The organism is Polaribacter pacificus, assembly GCF_038024035.1.
Lineage (GTDB): Bacteria > Bacteroidota > Bacteroidia > Flavobacteriales > Flavobacteriaceae > Polaribacter > Polaribacter pacificus.
Genome location: NZ_CP150664.1, coordinates 369,373 through 385,503 on the forward strand (window position 1 = coordinate 369,373; position 16,131 = coordinate 385,503).

Sequence of the window (16,131 nt, forward strand, 5' to 3'; positions counted from 1 at the left end):
TGATTATCAATAAAATAAGCCCATTCAGCCAATATGATTAACAAAAATAGTTGAATGTGTTTTTTAGACAAGTATTAAAATGATCTTTAAAAAATGAACGTTCATTCTTTTTTTGTATCTTTGTGCCCTAAAGGAGTAAAGTATGAAACCAATTTCTAAAAGTGAGATCAAAAGACAGGCCTTAGTCAAGGCTACGCAGTGTCTTGTAAATAACAATGGTTTTCACGCAACACCCATGTCTAAAATTGCAAAAATGGCAGGAGTTTCACCTGCAACCATCTATTTGTATTTTGAAAACAAACAAGATTTGGTCAATAAGGTCTACTTAGAAGTAAAGGCGGCCTATACGCAGTTTGCTTTTAAAGACTATTCACCAAAGATGTCGGTTAAAGAAGGATTTGAAGTCATTTGGAAAGGCATTGCTACTTTTAAATTGAACCATTTAGAACAGGCTATGTTCTTAGCGCAATGTGATAGCACTCCTGTAATTGATGAAGCTTCTCGGAAAGAAGGTATTAAAAACTTACAACCCCTACTCGACCTTTGGGAACGAGGAAAAGCTGAAGGTGTAATCAAACCCGCATGCAATTATTTGTTGTATGCCTATACCATCAATCCTTTGTCCTTTTTATTAACCATGCAATTACGTGGTGTTTTTACTTTAGAAGAAAAACATATCCAAGAAGCCTTCGAAGCCGCTTGGGACAGTATTAAAACAGAATAAACAAACCTAAATATATAAATTAAACAGAATGGAATTATTAGATAAATTAAATTGGCGTTATGCTGCAAAAGCCATGAACGGTCAAAAGGTACCACAAGAAAAAATAGACAATATTATTGAGGCTGCTCGTTTGGCTCCAACTTCAAGTGGTTTACAACCTTTTGAAATTTATGTTATTACCAATCAAGAAATCAAAGAAAAAATTAAAGCGGTTGCCTGGAATCAATCTGTGGTTGCAGACTGCTCACACTTGTTAGTTTTTGCAGCTTGGGATACCTATACTGCAGAGCGTATCAACACCATGTTTGATTTGACTAACAAAATTAGAGGTTTTGAAAATGAAGGTTGGGAAAACTACAGACATATGTTGTTAAACTCCTACCCTCAAAAAGATGCAGAAGAGAATTTTCAACACGCAGCTAAACAGGCTTATATTGCTTTTTCACAATCTATAACAGCTGCCGCCTTTGAAGGCGTAGATGCTACTCCTATAGAAGGTTTTGATCCTGCTGCTGTTGATGAAATTTTAGGCTTAAGAGCAAAGGGATTGCGCAGTGCAGTTTTATTGCCATTGGGCTACCGTCAAGAAGACAAAGATTGGTTGGCTAAGTTGGTAAAAGTTAGAAAAAGCACTGAAGACTTAGTAACTGTAATAGACTAATAATACTTAAATAAACACATACAAAGATGAATACTTTTGATTTTAAAAATCCTACCCATATATTTTTTGGTAAAGACAGCATTCAAGAAATTGCAGGTCAAATTCCAGAAGATGCAAAGATTTTACTCTTGTATGGTGGAGGAAATATTAAAAAGAACGGCATTTACCAACAGGTAACAACCGCTTTAAAAGGCAGAGATGTTATAGAGTTTGGTGGGATTCCTGCCAATCCAGAATACGCTGTGTTATTACAAGCCTTAGGTTTGATCAAAGCACAGAAAATAGATTATTTACTGGCTGTTGGTGGTGGGTCTGTAATTGACGGAACCAAATTTTTATCAGCTGCTGCCTTGTATGAGGGTGCTGAACCATGGGATATTCTTAAAAAGAATATTAGAACCTTAAAAGGCTTGCCTTTTGGTACGGTACTTACCTTACCTGCTACGGGTTCAGAAATGAATTCAGGTGCGGTGATTACTCGTAAAGAAACCCAAGAAAAATTGGCCATGGGCGGACCAGGCTTATTTCCTCAGTTTTCTATATTAGATCCACAGGTAATTCAATCCATTCCTGAGCGCCAATTGGCAAACGGAATCACGGATGCCTTTAGCCATGTCTTAGAACAATATATGACCTATCCAATAGGTGCAGCACTTCAGGATCGTTTTGCAGAAAGCATTATGCAAACCCTAATAGAGGTAGCTCCTAAGGTTTTAAAAGACCCTACCGATTATGTTGCTGCTTCAAATTTTATGTGGAGTTGTACCATGGCTCTTAACGGTTTAATCCAAAAAGGAGTCCCTACAGATTGGGCTGTACATGCTATCGGACATGAGTTAACAGCTATGTACGGAATTGATCATGCGAGAACTTTGGCAATTATTGCACCGAGTCATTATCGCTTTAATTTTGATGATAAAAAAGAAAAATTAGCACAGTATGCCACTCGAGTTTGGAATATTACTGAAGGAAGCTTAGAAGAAAAAGCCCAGAAAGCCATAGACAAGACCGAAGACTTTTTTCACAGTTTAAACATTGCTACTCGTTTGTCTGAGTATACTTCTAACTATGAAGGTACCGCAGAAAAGATCGCTCAAAATTTTACAGAGCGTGGATGGGTCGCTTTGGGAGAGCACAAAACGCTTACACCAGATAAAGTAGAAAAGATAGTACGCATGTCTTATTAAGAGATTGTAAAAACAAAAAAGCCATATCGTTTGATATGGCTTTTTTTTTATTCTAATAGTTATGATTACATCACAAACAGTCTGCGAGCGCTCATCATTTCTTCTACGCGTTCTCCGATAGCTGTTAAAGCAGCATCGTTGTCGTGGTTTTGAATTGCTTCGTCAATAAAATTAACAACCGCTTGCATGTCTTCTGCTTTAAGTCCACGGGTGGTAACAGCTGCAGTACCTACACGAATACCAGAAGTAACAAATGGGCTTTTATCATCAAAAGGCACCATGTTTTTGTTTACTGTAATTTCTGCTTTTCCCAAAGCGATCTCTGCATCTTTTCCTGAGATGTTTTTATTGCGCATATCAATAAGCATCATATGATTGTCTGTTCCTCCAGAAATAATATCATATCCTTTATCCATAAAAGCTTTGGCCATGGCTGCAGCATTTTCTTTTACCTGCAATTGATATTCTAAAAACTCATCGGTTAAAGCCTCTCCAAAAGCAACTGCTTTTGCTGCAATAACGTGCTCTAAAGGCCCTCCTTGATTTCCTGGGAAAACTGCTGAGTTGATTAGGGTAGACATTTTTTTAAGACTTCCGTTTTTTAGAGTATCTCCAAAAGGATTGTCAAAATCTTTACCGATCATGATCATCCCTCCTCTTGGCCCTCTAAGGGTTTTGTGAGTGGTAGTCGTTACAACATGACAATGCGGTAAAGGATCGTTTAAAATTCCTTTGGCGATTAATCCTGCTGGATGTGAAATATCAGCCATTAATAATGCACCAACACTATCTGCAATAATTCTAAAGCGTTTAAAATCAATATCTCTAGAATAGGCAGAAGCACCAGCAATGATTAACTTTGGTTGCTCACGCAAAGCAATTTCTTGGATGGTATCATAGTTTAAGACTCCGGTTTCTTTTTCAACTCCATAAAAAGAAGTGGTATAGAGTTTTCCAGAAAAATTAACAGGTGATCCGTGGGTTAGATGTCCTCCGTGAGATAAATCAAATCCTAAGATTTTATCTCCAGGATTTAAACAAGCAGCGAAAACTGCAGTATTTGCTTGTGATCCAGAGTGTGGTTGAACATTTACATATTCTGCACCAAAAAGCTCTTTGGCTCTATCAATTGCAATTTGCTCAATAACATCTACAACTTCACAACCACCATAATAGCGTTTGTTTGGATATCCTTCTGCATATTTATTGGTTAAAATAGATCCTTGTGCTTGCATTACTTGATCACTTACAAAGTTTTCAGAAGCAATGAGTTCTAAGCCATTTTGTTGTCTTTCTTTTTCTTCTTGAATAAGATCAAAGATTTGGTTGTCTAGTAGCATTGTTTTGTTAATTTTTTATAAAATATTCCCAAAAGTAACAAAAAATCGTTTTGCAGATGGCAACTTTCTCCTATATTTGAAGAAATATACTAAAGACACAATATAAATGAAAATAACAGCAAATAATCCAAACAGAAAGTCTTGGTTATCGATAGCAGAAAACTCTGATTTTCCAATTCAAAACATCCCTTTTGGTGTTTTTATCACCAAAGATGACATTATTACTATTGGAACAAGAATTGGTGATTTCGCCATTGATTTAGGCGCTTTACATCAACTTGGTTATTTTGAAGGAATTCCATTAACAGATGATATTTTCTTACAAGATTCACTAAATGATTTTATTGCCGATGGTCGTAAAACATGGCGTTTGGTCCGAAACAGAATTGCAGATATTTTTGATATAGAAAATAACGGTTTACAGCAGCAAACAGCACATAAGGATAAAATTATTTTTACCATGGAAGAAGTAGAAATGCTTTTACCAGTTAGTGTTGGAGATTATACTGATTTTTACGCGAGTAAAGAACACGCAACCAATGTAGGGACTTTGTTTAGAGATCCTAAAAACGCATTGATGCCAAACTGGTTACACATCCCTATTGGATACCACGGTAGGAGTTCATCAATTATCCCTTCTGGAATTCCAGTAAGAAGACCTTATGGGCAAGTAAAACCAGTAGAAGGTTCAAATACACCAGGATTTGGTCCTTCTAGATTGTTAGATTTTGAACTAGAAATGGCCTTCATTACTACAGATTCAAACAATTTAGGTGAGCGTATTCCGATTGAAGAAACTGAAGAACATATTTTTGGTTTGGTCTTGTTTAACGACTGGTCTGCTAGAGATATTCAAGCTTGGGAATACCAACCTTTAGGCCCATTTTTAGGAAAAAACTTTGCCTCAACTATCTCTCCTTGGATTGTTACTTTGGATGCTTTAGAGCCGTTTAGAGTTGACAACCCAAAACAAGTTTATGAGCCTATGCCTTATTTAAAAGTTGATGGTAAAAAGAGTTATGATATTAAATTACAAGTAGGAATACAACCAGAAGGTGGTACAGAAACCGTGGTTGCAAACTCTAACTTTAAATATATGTATTGGACGATGGCTCAACAGTTAGCACATCATACAGTTAACGGATGTAATGTTCGTTCTGGAGATATGATGGGTTCTGGAACCATCTCTGGCCCTACCAAAGACAGTTTTGGATCTATGTTAGAATTAACTTGGAGAGGACAAAATCCAATTGCCTTAAATGACGGTAGTACTCGTAAATTTATCAATGATAATGATACAGTAATTATGCGTGCACATTGTGAAAACGATGAAGTTAGAATTGGTTTTGGTGAGTGTATCGGTAAGGTGTTACCAGCCATCCCGTTTAAAGAATAATCAAAAAAATAGATTTAAAAAGGACGCTATAATAGCGTCCTTTTTTTGTTTAATCTAATCTTAAAACTTTAACTGCTCCAAAGCCTGTTTCTTATACAATATTATAAATTTTCTTTGGCAACATAAAAATGTTCGCATGTATCCCTATTAATATATTAGAGAAATAATAGTATACACTCTCATATTTGGGGGTTAAAGACACTTACCTAAGAATCTTCTTTTTTTTTGAACTTATGGTTTAATTGTTTAGTGATAGGTAAAAGTATAAAATCTTTTAAATATCCCCCCAAATGTACTAGTTACAAATGTCTTTGGATACTTATGAAGGTCGTAGGTGAATTTAACATCCAATATAGTTTCAAACTCCTCATCTTCAATCTTTTGATTTATTTGAAATAAATTGTTTTTAAAGTATGGAAAACCATAATTATCAATATAATATGTAATACCGTCGATTCCATATAAGGAATTATATTGAAATAGATATATAAATTTACTTAAGTAAGCAGATTTTAACTGTCCGAAAAACGGATTGGGATTTTGATCATAATCAAGTTTAAACTCATATTTAATTTCATCATTCAAATCAAAGTCTACAGCCTTTATTAAATTGCCATTAGAATCATAATCAAAAATAGAATAAGAATTGTTTCTTGTTAATTTTCTTACTAAGTTGTCTGAGTTTAATTCAATTTTAATTTCAACATCTACACCTTGGTTTGTACCTCTAACTAAAACACTTTGCCCTTCATAAGTTAAGTTATAAGAATAAAGACCATCATGCCCCTCCATATAAATTAACTCTCCTTTAGAATTATATTTGTTAATCCTATTGTAGTGAGTATTATTAAATTCCTCTAGATTATTGTCGCAAGAATATTTATAAAGGTTTACGTTCTCAATCGGATTGAATGTCTCCTTTACTAACAGATTTAATTCGTTATAAATATATTCCGTTATGAATGACTTATCTGTTGTAGTTTTTGCAGGATCAGTTCCACTGATCCATTCAGATTGTTTAATAATTTTATTAAAAATTAGTGGAGTGTTTTCTGTATTACAATCATCAAAAGTTTGATCATTTTTTGTACACGATAAAAAAGAGATGCTTATTAGCAATCCTATAAGTACGATTGTTTTAGATTTCAAAATCATAGATGCTCAATTTTAAAATAGTAGGTAAAACTTCTTTTTTTAGTTGATTTTTTTAAAATCCACGTTTAAAATTCCATTATGTGAAGCATGATCTATAACAGCACCATTTTTAATAAGGACCAACTGAGGAGATTGATGACGAACTCCAAGTTTTTCTTCAATGGCGTTAGAAACATCTCTATGCGCAAGCAAATCAAGATAATATACTTTAAAATCTTTTAAAGAAGCCTCAAAATTCTTCTCAAACTGTCTTTTTACCATGCTGCTAATTCCACAGCGTGTAGAATGTTTAAATATTGCAAGGGTTTCTTCATTAGAATCACTAATAATCTGATCTAATTCAGAAAGACTGTTTAAAGGTATCCAATTAAGTGTGCTTTCTGCTTTTAAATTTTCATCTTTATCGCCGTTAAAAAGATTCTTAAATAGACTCATGTTCTGTGTTTTTATAGATTATAGCACCAGTTTTAGGTGTGATTGCCAATTAGTCAGTTAATTCTCGTAAAATCAAGACAAAAAGACAGCTGCTTTTCTGCTTTTTTAATTGGTATCAAATTTGACACAAATAAAGAAAAAAGAAAAATAGAAACGTTATGAATTTTAACAATTATACAACAAAATCACAAGAGACCATACAGCGTGCGCAACAAATTGCACAAGAGTATGGACATCAACAAATAGAAAATGAACATATTTATAAGGCAATCGCTGAGATTGATGAAAATGTGTTGCCTTTTTTGTTTAAAAAACTACAAATTAATGCAGATTTAGTACTGCAAATTGTAGATAAGCACTTAGAGAGTTTACCTAAAGTTTCTGGAGCAGAATTAATGCTTTCTAGAACAGCATCGACTACGCTTAATGAAGCGAGTATCATCGCAAAAAAAATGACTGATGAGTATGTATCTATCGAGCATCTATTATTGGCTATTTTTAAGTCTAAGAGCAATATAGCTCAAGTTTTAAAAGACCAAGGGCTTACAGAAAAAGGCTTAAAGAGCGCTATTGAAGAACTGCGTAAAGGAGATCGTGTAACTTCTCAAAATGCAGAAGAGACTTACAATTCTCTTAACAAATACGCTAAAAACTTAAATCAATTAGCTAGAGAAGGAAAACTAGATCCGGTTATTGGTAGAGATGAAGAGATTCGTAGATTGTTACAAATCTTATCTCGTAGAACTAAGAACAACCCTATTTTGGTAGGAGAACCAGGAACTGGTAAAACAGCCATTGCAGAAGGCTTAGCGCATAGAATTATAGATGGAGATGTTCCTGAGAATCTAATAGACAAGCAAATCTTTGCTTTGGATATGGGAGCTCTAATTGCAGGTGCTAAATACAAAGGAGAGTTTGAAGAGCGTTTAAAAGCGGTGATCAAAGAGGTTACAGAAAGCGATGGAGACATTGTTTTGTTTATCGATGAGATTCACACACTTGTAGGTGCTGGTGGTGGACAAGGCGCTATGGATGCTGCAAATATTTTAAAGCCTGCGCTTGCTCGTGGTGAGCTAAGAGCTATTGGTGCCACTACCCTAGATGAATATCAAAAGTACTTTGAAAAAGACAAAGCATTAGAACGACGTTTTCAAAAAGTGATTGTCAATGAGCCAGATACAGAAAGTGCGATTTCTATTTTAAGAGGAATCAAAGAAAAATACGAAACCCACCATAAAGTAAGAATTAAAGACGAGGCCATTATCGGTGCTGTAGAATTATCTGAGCGCTATATTACCAACCGTTTTTTGCCAGACAAGGCAATTGATTTAATGGATGAAGCTGCTGCAAAGCTGCGAATGGAGATCAACTCAAAACCAGAAGAACTCGATGTGCTTGATAGAAAAATCATGCAACTCGAAATTGAGATTGAGGCGATTAAGAGAGAGAAAGATGAGTCTAAGTTAAAGGTCTTACGTTCAGATTTGGCCAATATCAAAGAAGAGCGAAATGAGTTAAATGCCAAATGGAAAAGTGAAAAGGCTGTAGTTGATCAGATTCAAGCAACCAAGCTTAGCATAGAAGACTTTAAATTAGAAGCAGAACGTGCAGAGCGTGATGGTGATTATGGAAAAGTTGCTGAGATTCGCTATGGAAAAATTAAGCTAGCTCAAGAAGAACTAGAAAAAATGCAGCAAAAATTGCAAGAGAATCAATCAGAAAATTCTTTGATTAAAGAAGAAGTAACCTATGAGGACATTGCAGAAGTTGTAGCAAAATGGACTGGTATCCCAGTAACCAAGATGCTTCAATCAGAAAGAGAAAAATTGCTTAAATTAGAGCATGCCTTGCACAAGCGTGTGGTTGGACAAGAAGAAGCTATAGAAGCAGTTTCTGATGCGGTTCGCAGATCAAGAGCTGGTCTACAAAACCCAAACAAGCCAATAGGGTCGTTCTTGTTTTTAGGAACCACAGGAGTTGGAAAAACAGAGCTGGCGAAAGCTTTAGCAAGTTATCTGTTTGATGATGAAAACGCCATGACTCGTATTGATATGAGTGAATACCAAGAAAGACATTCTGTAAGTAGGTTAATTGGAGCGCCTCCAGGATATGTAGGCTATGATGAAGGTGGGCAATTAACAGAAGCGGTTCGAAGAAAGCCTTATTCTGTGGTATTACTCGATGAAATTGAGAAAGCGCACCCAGATACCTTTAATATTTTATTGCAGGTATTGGATGAAGGAAGACTGACTGACAATAAAGGACGTATTGCAGATTTTAAAAACACCATTATTATCATGACTTCTAATATGGGAAGTCAAATCATTCAAGAAAAATTTGCCAATGCAAATAATGATATTGATGCTGCTTTAGAAATTGCTAAGATAGAAGTCCTCGGCTTGTTAAAGCAAACCGTGAGACCAGAATTCTTAAACAGAATTGATGATATAGTGCTGTTTACGCCTTTAACCAAAGAAAATGTTAGAGAAATTGTAAGGCTGCAAATTGATCAGGTAAAAAAGATGATAGCAAAACAAGAAATTACACTAGATGCTACAGAAGAAGCTATAGAGGTTTTGGCTAAGAAAGGATATCAACCTGAGTTTGGTGCCAGACCAATCAAGAGAGTTATACAGAAAGAGGTGTTAAATCAACTGTCTAAAGAAATTTTAGCAGGTAAAGTAACTACCGATAGTATTGTGCTCTTAGATGCTTTTGATGATAAATTAGTCTTTAGAAATCAAGCTGATTTGATTCTAGAGTAATCACAGTCTATTTGACCATAAAAAAAGCGATGCATTATATGCATCGCTTTTGTTTTTGATTATATTCGCATTTTAAAATTTTAATCATGAAAAAAATACTTTTCCTTTTCGTCTTTTTTTGTAGTGTAGCTATCTATGCTCAAGAAACAACTACTTATTATTTAATTCGTCATGCTGAAAAGAATAGATCGGATTCAAATAACAAAGATCCTTATCTAAATTTAAAAGGTTTAAACAGAGCTGATAACTGGGCCGAAGTTCTTTCTGCTGTAAAATTTGATATGGTGTACACCACAGGATACAATAGAACTAAGCAAACAGCTATGCCTACAGCAGAGTTAAATAAACTCCCGTTGCTTTTGTACAATCCAGGTAAGATGTATGATGCTGCATTTAAGAACAATACCAAAGGTAAAAATATTTTGGTTGTAGGTCACAGCAATACAACTCCTGCTTTTGTTAATAAAATACTTGGAGAAAAAAAATATGAAAATATAGATGATTCTAATAATGCAAACCTCTATATCGTTACTGTTACTAAAGAGACAGTAACCAGTGTTCTAATAAAAGTTCCTTTTAAGGGGTAATTTGAACGCTTATAGCTTCTAAATTTATTTCAGAAAGTTTTTGAAGTTCACCTTTTTCAAATGCTTTAGCTAGATTTTCTAAATCGGTTAAAGCATTTTCTTTTTTATAATTGTTGTAATCTACAAAACGTACTCCTTTAATAGTACGTGGGTTGGTTGCTTCTCTAAAACGAACCCCTCCTCCATTTACATGAAAACTATAGGCTAGATAATCAATCAAAGAGGTTTCTTTATTAATCCAATAGATGTAAACATCATCAAAATCTTCTCCACCACCTTCTTCAGAAAAACGAATCTGGATTGTATAGTAGTCTTTTCCAAAAACAACTTGATCAGCTAAGCGTTTTTTTCGAACAGCCATATCATTTAATCCAAAGGGAAGCACAGAAAAATAATGTACAGAGTTTACAGAGCCACTATATGCGGTAGCGAGAGTATCATGTAATTGTATCGCTTGATTGTTAAGTAAGCGGGTAAAGCCCTCATTACTTAGTTGATCAGTGATAGAATCTTTGTTTTCTTTAAAGCTTCTTTCTAAAAGAAAACGGCCTTGATTTCTAATAGCTTTGTATTGTATGTCTCTAAATTTAAAAGAAATAGTTGCTTTAGCCACTTTTTCAGAGCCAGAGGCTAGCATGGCAGCATCGACAATTTCTTGTGCAGTTTGAGATTTTTTAGAAGTGTTACAAGATATAAATAAGAGTACTAATGAGGCTAAAAATATACGCATGGTTACTTTTTTCTGTTTGGTCGTTTAAAACGAAGGCTAATTACAATACAAAAATACACTTCTTCATCTAAATCAAAAATGTATCTTTGTAGCAGACCCCTTTAGGATATTTTGTACAAAAGAACATGCAGAAGAAGATTAACATACTCAATAAGAAAGCAAGATTCGAATACGAATTTTTAGAAACATATACCGCTGGAATTCAACTAACAGGCACAGAGATAAAATCAATACGTGCCAGTAAAGCTAGGATTACAGAAAGTTTTTGTGAATTTAATGAACGTGGCGAATTGTTTGTCATTAATATGTTTATTGAAGAATATTCACATGGTAATTTTTACAATCACAACCCAAAAAGTGAACGACGTTTGCTTTTAAACAAGCGTGAGCTTAAAAAATTGGAAAAACAAGTGAAAAATACGGGACTCACTATCATTCCATTAAAACTGTTTTTAACAGACAAAGGCTGGGCAAAATTAAACATTGCTCTTGCCAAAGGTAAAAAGCTACACGATAAGAGAGAAACGATGAAAGATCGTGATAACAAAAGAGATTTAGCGAGAATTAAAAAAAGCTTTTAATGAACTTCACAACCTTTTTAAAATTGGTTAGATACCCTAATTTACTTATGGTATTGGCCACTTTAATCTTAACTAAATACGCATTAGTATATTCTTATTTACCGGTAAGTGTACTTAGTGATTTTGACTTTGTGCTATTGTCAATAAGCATCCTTTGTATTACTGCAGGCGGTTATATTATTAATGACGTTTATGATGTGCAGACTGATGGAATTAACAAGCCCCATAAACAGCTTGTAGGGAAAAGCATCCATCTAGAAACTGCTAAAAAAACATATGCCATTTTAACAATTATCGGTGTTGCCCTCGGGCTATATTTGTCGATAAGTAAAGAATTATATAGCTATTCACTGTTGTTTATAGGCATTTCATTGAGTCTTTACATCTACGCCGTGTTTTTAAAAAGAACTCCCTTATTTGGTAATATTCTAGTTGCGCTATGTGTTAGTTTTATTATTCTAACACTACTTCTTTTTGAAAGACCTAACGAGCTCCCAAATAATATTATAATGGTGTTTCAACAACTGTTTACTTCTATTGGGATTAGTACTGCGGGATTATTTTATATAATTTTCTCTTTTTTAAGTACTTTAATTAGAGAGATTGTAAAGGATATAGAGGATATCAATGGAGATCATGCTCAAAAAATGAGAACCTTGCCATTAGTCATTGGTAAGCAAAGAGCCAATCGCGTGGCAGTCTTTTTTACAGTGTGTTTACTTGTGTTTATAATTTTCGTAATGAAGATGGAGCTTGTTGACTATCCGTATTTCTTAGGCTATACACTGTTAGTTGTTTTTGCACCACTACTCTATTTTCTATACAAATTAGCCATCGCAAAAAGTACAGCCCATTATCATTCTTTAAGTAGTTTATTAAAGCTTGTGATGGTTTTAGGAATTGCTTCCATGCTTTTTTTTACGTTTTAAAAATTAATGTTACAAGAAAAATTAGCCCAATATAAGGTTGTCTTAGCATCTAAATCGCCCAGAAGACAACAGATCTTTAAAGAATTAGGAATTCCTTTTGAGATTCAACTTAAAGAAGTCAAAGAAGTATATCCATCACATTTAGTAGCTGCTGAGATTACAGATTATTTGGCTGAGCTCAAAGCGACTGCATTTAAAGACAGTTTACATGATAATCGTTTAGTAATTACCTCTGACACCATTGTTTGGCTTGATGATAAAGCACTCGGAAAGCCTGTTGATGAAGAACATGCTAAAGAGATGCTTCAAAAGATTTCAGGTAAAAAGCACCAAGTGATTAGCTCTATTAGTCTCACGCATCAGGATTTTCAAAAAACATTCCACGATATAACCGAAGTGTACTTTAAAGACTTAACAAGTGAGGAGATTAACTACTATGTTCAAAAGTACCAACCTTATGATAAGGCAGGTAGTTATGGGATTCAAGAATGGATTGGCTATATCGGTATAGAAAAAATAGAAGGAAGTTATTTTAATGTAATGGGTTTACCCGTTCATAAATTATACAAAGAATTGATGCAATTGTAAGATTTGCGTTGATAATATTATTATTTTTGCTCGAAACACAACAAACTGAAATTAATGAAAAAATATACTTTTACAGAAAAGAAAGACACAAGATCTGGATTTGGAGATGGCCTTACAGAATTAGGAAAAACGAATCCAAATGTTGTTGCCTTATGTGCTGATTTAATTGGCTCTTTAAAAATGAATGATTTTGCTAAGAATCATCCAGAGCGTTTCTTTCAGATAGGAATTGCAGAAGCAAATATGATCGGGATTGCAGCTGGTTTAACGATTGGAGGTAAAATTCCTTTTACAGGAACATTTGCAAACTTTTCTACAGGAAGAGTTTATGATCAAATTCGCCAATCTGTTGCCTATTCTGATAAGAATGTAAAAATATGTGCTTCACACGCAGGATTAACTTTAGGTGAAGACGGTGCAACCCACCAAATTCTTGAAGATATCGGATTAATGAAAATGCTTCCTGGTATGACAGTGATCAATCCTTGTGATTACAATCAAACCAAAGCAGCAACCATTGCGATTGCAGACTTTGAAGGTCCTGTGTATTTGCGTTTTGGTCGTCCATCTGTGCCAATCTTTATGCCAGACTATAAAGACGAACCTTTTGTAATTGGTAAAGCAATTCAGCTTACTGAAGGTGCTGATGTAACTATTGTTGCTACAGGTCATATGGTTTGGGAGGCACTTCAAGCGTCAGAACAATTAGAAGAATTAGGAATCCATGCAGAAGTAATCAACATACACACCATTAAGCCTCTAGATGAAGAAGCTATTTTAAAATCAGTGGCAAAAACAGGCTGTATGGTTACTGCAGAAGAGCATAATAAATTTGGTGGACTAGGAGAAAGCGTAGCAAGATGTTTGGGAGAAAACAATCCAGTACCACAAGAGTTTGTAGCCGTGAACGATAGTTTTGGAGAGTCAGGAACCCCTGCTCAGTTAATGGAAAAATACAAACTTAATGACAAAGCAATAGTTGCTGCTGCTCAAAAAGTAATTAAAAGAAAAAAATAATCAAATAATAACTATAATTAATACATATGAAAAAAGTAATTTTATTAGTACTTGTTGCCTTTGCTGTTAGTACAACTGCAAATGCTCAGATTGATTTTGGATTAAAGGGAGGTATTAACTACAACAACAATGGAGATGCCACTTTTTCTACCACAGGAACAGATTTAATCAACGGAGCGGAATCTAAATCTGGATTCCATGCAGGTCTTTGGTTTAGAGGAAAGGTACCTATTCTAGGTTTGTACATTCGTCCTGAACTTGTGTATACCCAAGTAAAAAGCGAGTACACTAGTGGTACAACTGCTGTAGATTATGAATTTAAAAAATTAGATGTACCAGTATTGATCGGGAAAAAATTTCTAGGTTTTGGAAATGCATTTATAGGCCCATCTTTTCAGTACATTATTGGTGATGAGTTTGAGTTTGGAAACTTAAGCACAGATGATTTTAACAAGTTCTCTGTTGGGATTCAAATGGGTTTAGGTGTTGAGTTTGGACCTTTAGGTGTTGATGTTCGTTGGGAACGAGGATTGTCAAAATCAGAATCTGAATTTGTTGATAACAGCACAAAAATTACTGTTGATAACAGAACCAGTCAAATTATATTTGGTCTTTCTTATAAGTTGTAAAACCAATTTATTTTGCATAAAAAAAGCTCCAGAATCTCTGGAGCTTTTTTTTATGTGCTTATTTTTTATTTGGTATCTGGATCTAAGTAATCAGGAACTCCATCACCATCAGTGTCATCGTTTCTTGGGTCACCATCCTTATTAGCATCTTCATCCTTGGTTAATTTACCATCACCATCATCATCATTGTCTTGATAATTAGCTAGAAAATCACCATCTGTATCAACAAGTAATGGATTAGACTCTATGCTTGCGTTTTCTATCTCTAAATAAGAAGCAAGCCCATCTTGATCGTGATCGGTATTTTCTACAAGGTCAAATAGATTAATTTTAAAAATCAAAGGCATGTTTGCAGGAATATCAGCACTTGCTATGTTACCATAACCTAATCCAGAAGGCATGATTAAATAACCTTTACCCCCATTTTCATAAGTTATAGGACCATTACTCGTAATGTTCTTTCCGCCTTTAAAATGAATAAGACCATTAGACCATCCTCTAACAACAGCATCTAATGTTAACCAGGTTGCATTATTTTGAGTTTCAAAAATTGTTAACTGAGTGGTTTTAGATATGAAAGCCCCTTGGTAGGTTACTAAAACAGAGTCCATCTTTGTTGGAAACCCTTTAACTGGATCTGGGGTACCTTCATCTAAAACATAATAATACAAAGTATAATTAATGTCACTTTCTGTAACCGTTTTGCTTTTTAACTTTGGATCGTCTAAAAGAGCAGTCTTACCTGCGGCTAATGGTTTAATTGAATCTAAAGTAAGATCATAGTAATTGTTTTTTAAATATTTTACCAATGAATCATTATCAATTAATGCTTGCGCTTCGGCGTCAAACTCTTCAACAGGATCAGAACTACTACATGCATAAATAAATATAGCAGCAAGAGCTACAAGTACAATATTTTTAATTTTTATCATCTTAAGTATCAAATTTAAGGGCGCAATTTACGATTTTCATACCTTTGTAAAAAGAGAAACATCAAATTTTAACTTTTTGTATGAGAATAGATAAATATTTGTGGTGTGTTCGTATGTATAAAACGAGAAGCATCGCCACTGAAGCCTGTAAAAAAGGGCATATTAAGATGGATGACAAAAATGTTAAAGCTTCAAAAGAAGTGTATGGAAATGAGTTAATACGGGTTCGAAAAAATCAAATTAACTATAAAATCCAAGTTTTAGACATTCCTCCAAACAGAGTCTCAGCAAAATTAGCCGATTTATATAAAAAAGATCTAACTCCAAAGGAAGAACTCGAAAAAACAAGTTTATTAAAATTTGCCAAAGATCACTACCGAAAAAAAGGAACAGGAAGGCCTACAAAAAAAGATCGAAGAGACATTGATGATTATTACGAATCTCCAACGGATGATAATTAATTTTAATATCTTTG

The 16,131-nt window shown here is 34.4% G+C and carries 17 protein-coding genes; 12 read left to right on the forward strand and 5 right to left on the reverse strand.

Going from position 1 to position 16,131, the window contains the following annotated elements:
- Positions 1 to 142 precede the first annotated feature (142 nt).
- Genes WHC90_RS01585 through WHC90_RS01595 form a run of 3 tightly spaced genes read left to right on the forward strand, consistent with a single transcriptional unit; the run spans position 143 to position 2,572 of the window.
- Positions 143 to 724, forward strand: coding sequence for a TetR/AcrR family transcriptional regulator (locus WHC90_RS01585; protein ID WP_188598752.1), 582 nt, complete (start codon positions 143 to 145; stop codon positions 722 to 724).
- A gap of 28 nt (positions 725 to 752) precedes the next feature.
- Positions 753 to 1,385: an NAD(P)H-dependent oxidoreductase gene (locus WHC90_RS01590; protein WP_188598751.1), complete on the forward strand. Its 633-nt coding sequence runs from the start codon at positions 753 to 755 to the stop codon at positions 1,383 to 1,385.
- Positions 1,386 to 1,411: 26 nt separating this feature from the next.
- On the forward strand, positions 1,412 to 2,572 hold the full coding sequence (locus tag WHC90_RS01595) for an iron-containing alcohol dehydrogenase (protein ID WP_188598750.1): 1,161 nt from the start codon (positions 1,412 to 1,414) through the stop codon (positions 2,570 to 2,572).
- 65 nt (positions 2,573 to 2,637) lie between these two features.
- Here WHC90_RS01595 and glyA read toward each other — a convergent pair whose 3' ends face one another.
- Positions 2,638 to 3,912, reverse strand: coding sequence for a serine hydroxymethyltransferase (glyA, locus tag WHC90_RS01600; RefSeq protein WP_188598749.1), 1,275 nt, complete (start codon positions 3,910 to 3,912; stop codon positions 2,638 to 2,640).
- A 106-nt stretch (positions 3,913 to 4,018) separates the two neighbouring features.
- Here glyA and fahA point away from each other — a divergent pair, with 106 nt between their 5' ends.
- The gene (gene fahA / locus WHC90_RS01605; protein ID WP_188598748.1) at positions 4,019 to 5,308 is read left to right on the forward strand and encodes a fumarylacetoacetase; all 1,290 of its coding nucleotides are present in this window, start codon (positions 4,019 to 4,021) and stop codon (positions 5,306 to 5,308) included.
- Positions 5,309 to 5,554: 246 nt separating this feature from the next.
- Here fahA and WHC90_RS01610 read toward each other — a convergent pair whose 3' ends face one another.
- Together WHC90_RS01610 and ytxJ are read right to left on the reverse strand one after the other, a co-directional pair.
- A complete protein-coding gene (locus WHC90_RS01610) occupies positions 5,555 to 6,463 on the reverse strand; it encodes a hypothetical protein (protein WP_188598747.1) in 909 nt (302 codons plus the stop codon).
- A 39-nt stretch (positions 6,464 to 6,502) separates the two neighbouring features.
- Positions 6,503 to 6,898, reverse strand: coding sequence for a bacillithiol system redox-active protein YtxJ (gene ytxJ, locus WHC90_RS01615; protein ID WP_188598746.1), 396 nt, complete (start codon positions 6,896 to 6,898; stop codon positions 6,503 to 6,505).
- A gap of 158 nt (positions 6,899 to 7,056) precedes the next feature.
- Between ytxJ and clpB the strand changes: the two genes are divergently transcribed.
- Together clpB and WHC90_RS01625 are read left to right on the forward strand one after the other, a co-directional pair.
- A complete protein-coding gene (clpB, locus tag WHC90_RS01620; RefSeq protein ID WP_188598745.1) occupies positions 7,057 to 9,663 on the forward strand; it encodes an ATP-dependent chaperone ClpB in 2,607 nt (868 codons plus the stop codon).
- Positions 9,664 to 9,749: 86 nt separating this feature from the next.
- Positions 9,750 to 10,250: a SixA phosphatase family protein gene (locus WHC90_RS01625; protein WP_188598744.1), complete on the forward strand. Its 501-nt coding sequence runs from the start codon at positions 9,750 to 9,752 to the stop codon at positions 10,248 to 10,250.
- Here the strand turns inward: WHC90_RS01625 and WHC90_RS01630 are convergent.
- Positions 10,240 to 10,980 carry a DUF6503 family protein gene (locus tag WHC90_RS01630; protein WP_188598743.1) on the reverse strand — a complete coding sequence of 247 codons (741 nt, stop codon included), beginning with the start codon at positions 10,978 to 10,980 and terminating at the stop codon, positions 10,240 to 10,242. The two genes, WHC90_RS01625 and WHC90_RS01630, sit on opposite strands and share 11 nt — an antisense overlap.
- Before the next feature lie 125 nt (positions 10,981 to 11,105).
- Between WHC90_RS01630 and smpB the strand changes: the two genes are divergently transcribed.
- Genes smpB through WHC90_RS01655 form a run of 5 tightly spaced genes read left to right on the forward strand, consistent with a single transcriptional unit; the run spans position 11,106 to position 14,724 of the window.
- The gene (gene smpB / locus WHC90_RS01635) at positions 11,106 to 11,561 is read left to right on the forward strand and encodes an SsrA-binding protein SmpB (protein ID WP_188598742.1); all 456 of its coding nucleotides are present in this window, start codon (positions 11,106 to 11,108) and stop codon (positions 11,559 to 11,561) included.
- Entirely contained in the window at positions 11,561 to 12,490 is a 930-nt protein-coding gene (locus WHC90_RS01640) for a geranylgeranylglycerol-phosphate geranylgeranyltransferase (RefSeq protein ID WP_188598741.1), read from the forward strand. Before smpB ends, WHC90_RS01640 begins: the two co-directional genes overlap by 1 nt.
- A gap of 6 nt (positions 12,491 to 12,496) precedes the next feature.
- The gene (locus tag WHC90_RS01645) at positions 12,497 to 13,078 is read left to right on the forward strand and encodes a Maf-like protein (RefSeq protein WP_188598740.1); all 582 of its coding nucleotides are present in this window, start codon (positions 12,497 to 12,499) and stop codon (positions 13,076 to 13,078) included.
- 54 nt (positions 13,079 to 13,132) lie between these two features.
- On the forward strand, positions 13,133 to 14,095 hold the full coding sequence (locus WHC90_RS01650; RefSeq protein ID WP_188598739.1) for a transketolase family protein: 963 nt from the start codon (positions 13,133 to 13,135) through the stop codon (positions 14,093 to 14,095).
- A gap of 26 nt (positions 14,096 to 14,121) precedes the next feature.
- On the forward strand, positions 14,122 to 14,724 hold the full coding sequence (locus WHC90_RS01655; RefSeq protein ID WP_188598738.1) for an outer membrane beta-barrel protein: 603 nt from the start codon (positions 14,122 to 14,124) through the stop codon (positions 14,722 to 14,724).
- 65 nt (positions 14,725 to 14,789) lie between these two features.
- On the opposite strand, the gene WHC90_RS01660 is transcribed toward WHC90_RS01655, so the two are convergent.
- Positions 14,790 to 15,656, reverse strand: coding sequence for an FKBP-type peptidyl-prolyl cis-trans isomerase (locus tag WHC90_RS01660; protein WP_188598737.1), 867 nt, complete (start codon positions 15,654 to 15,656; stop codon positions 14,790 to 14,792).
- A gap of 80 nt (positions 15,657 to 15,736) precedes the next feature.
- Here WHC90_RS01660 and WHC90_RS01665 point away from each other — a divergent pair, with 80 nt between their 5' ends.
- Complete coding sequence (locus tag WHC90_RS01665) at positions 15,737 to 16,117, forward strand: RNA-binding S4 domain-containing protein (RefSeq protein WP_188598736.1); 381 nt, start codon at positions 15,737 to 15,739, stop codon at positions 16,115 to 16,117.
- Positions 16,118 to 16,131 lie beyond the last annotated feature (14 nt).

Bases quoted from the DNA above. Each gene is read 5' to 3' on its own strand.
- fahA (WP_188598748.1), top strand. From the start codon at position 4,019: ATGAAAATAACAGCAAATAATCCAAACAGAAAGTCTTGGTTATCGATA.
- WHC90_RS01645 (WP_188598740.1), top strand. From the start codon at position 12,497: ATGTTACAAGAAAAATTAGCCCAATATAAGGTTGTCTTAGCATCTAAA.
- clpB (WP_188598745.1), top strand. From the start codon at position 7,057: ATGAATTTTAACAATTATACAACAAAATCACAAGAGACCATACAGCGT.
- WHC90_RS01640 (WP_188598741.1), top strand. From the start codon at position 11,561: ATGAACTTCACAACCTTTTTAAAATTGGTTAGATACCCTAATTTACTT.
- WHC90_RS01595 (WP_188598750.1), top strand. From the start codon at position 1,412: ATGAATACTTTTGATTTTAAAAATCCTACCCATATATTTTTTGGTAAA.
- WHC90_RS01625 (WP_188598744.1), top strand. From the start codon at position 9,750: ATGAAAAAAATACTTTTCCTTTTCGTCTTTTTTTGTAGTGTAGCTATC.
- WHC90_RS01660 (WP_188598737.1), bottom strand. From the start codon at position 15,656: ATGATAAAAATTAAAAATATTGTACTTGTAGCTCTTGCTGCTATATTT.
- WHC90_RS01665 (WP_188598736.1), top strand. From the start codon at position 15,737: ATGAGAATAGATAAATATTTGTGGTGTGTTCGTATGTATAAAACGAGA.
- WHC90_RS01590 (WP_188598751.1), top strand. From the start codon at position 753: ATGGAATTATTAGATAAATTAAATTGGCGTTATGCTGCAAAAGCCATG.
- WHC90_RS01610 (WP_188598747.1), bottom strand. From the start codon at position 6,463: ATGATTTTGAAATCTAAAACAATCGTACTTATAGGATTGCTAATAAGC.
- WHC90_RS01630 (WP_188598743.1), bottom strand. From the start codon at position 10,980: ATGCGTATATTTTTAGCCTCATTAGTACTCTTATTTATATCTTGTAAC.
- glyA (WP_188598749.1), bottom strand. From the start codon at position 3,912: ATGCTACTAGACAACCAAATCTTTGATCTTATTCAAGAAGAAAAAGAA.
- ytxJ (WP_188598746.1), bottom strand. From the start codon at position 6,898: ATGAGTCTATTTAAGAATCTTTTTAACGGCGATAAAGATGAAAATTTA.
- smpB (WP_188598742.1), top strand. From the start codon at position 11,106: ATGCAGAAGAAGATTAACATACTCAATAAGAAAGCAAGATTCGAATAC.
- WHC90_RS01585 (WP_188598752.1), top strand. From the start codon at position 143: ATGAAACCAATTTCTAAAAGTGAGATCAAAAGACAGGCCTTAGTCAAG.
- WHC90_RS01650 (WP_188598739.1), top strand. From the start codon at position 13,133: ATGAAAAAATATACTTTTACAGAAAAGAAAGACACAAGATCTGGATTT.
- WHC90_RS01655 (WP_188598738.1), top strand. From the start codon at position 14,122: ATGAAAAAAGTAATTTTATTAGTACTTGTTGCCTTTGCTGTTAGTACA.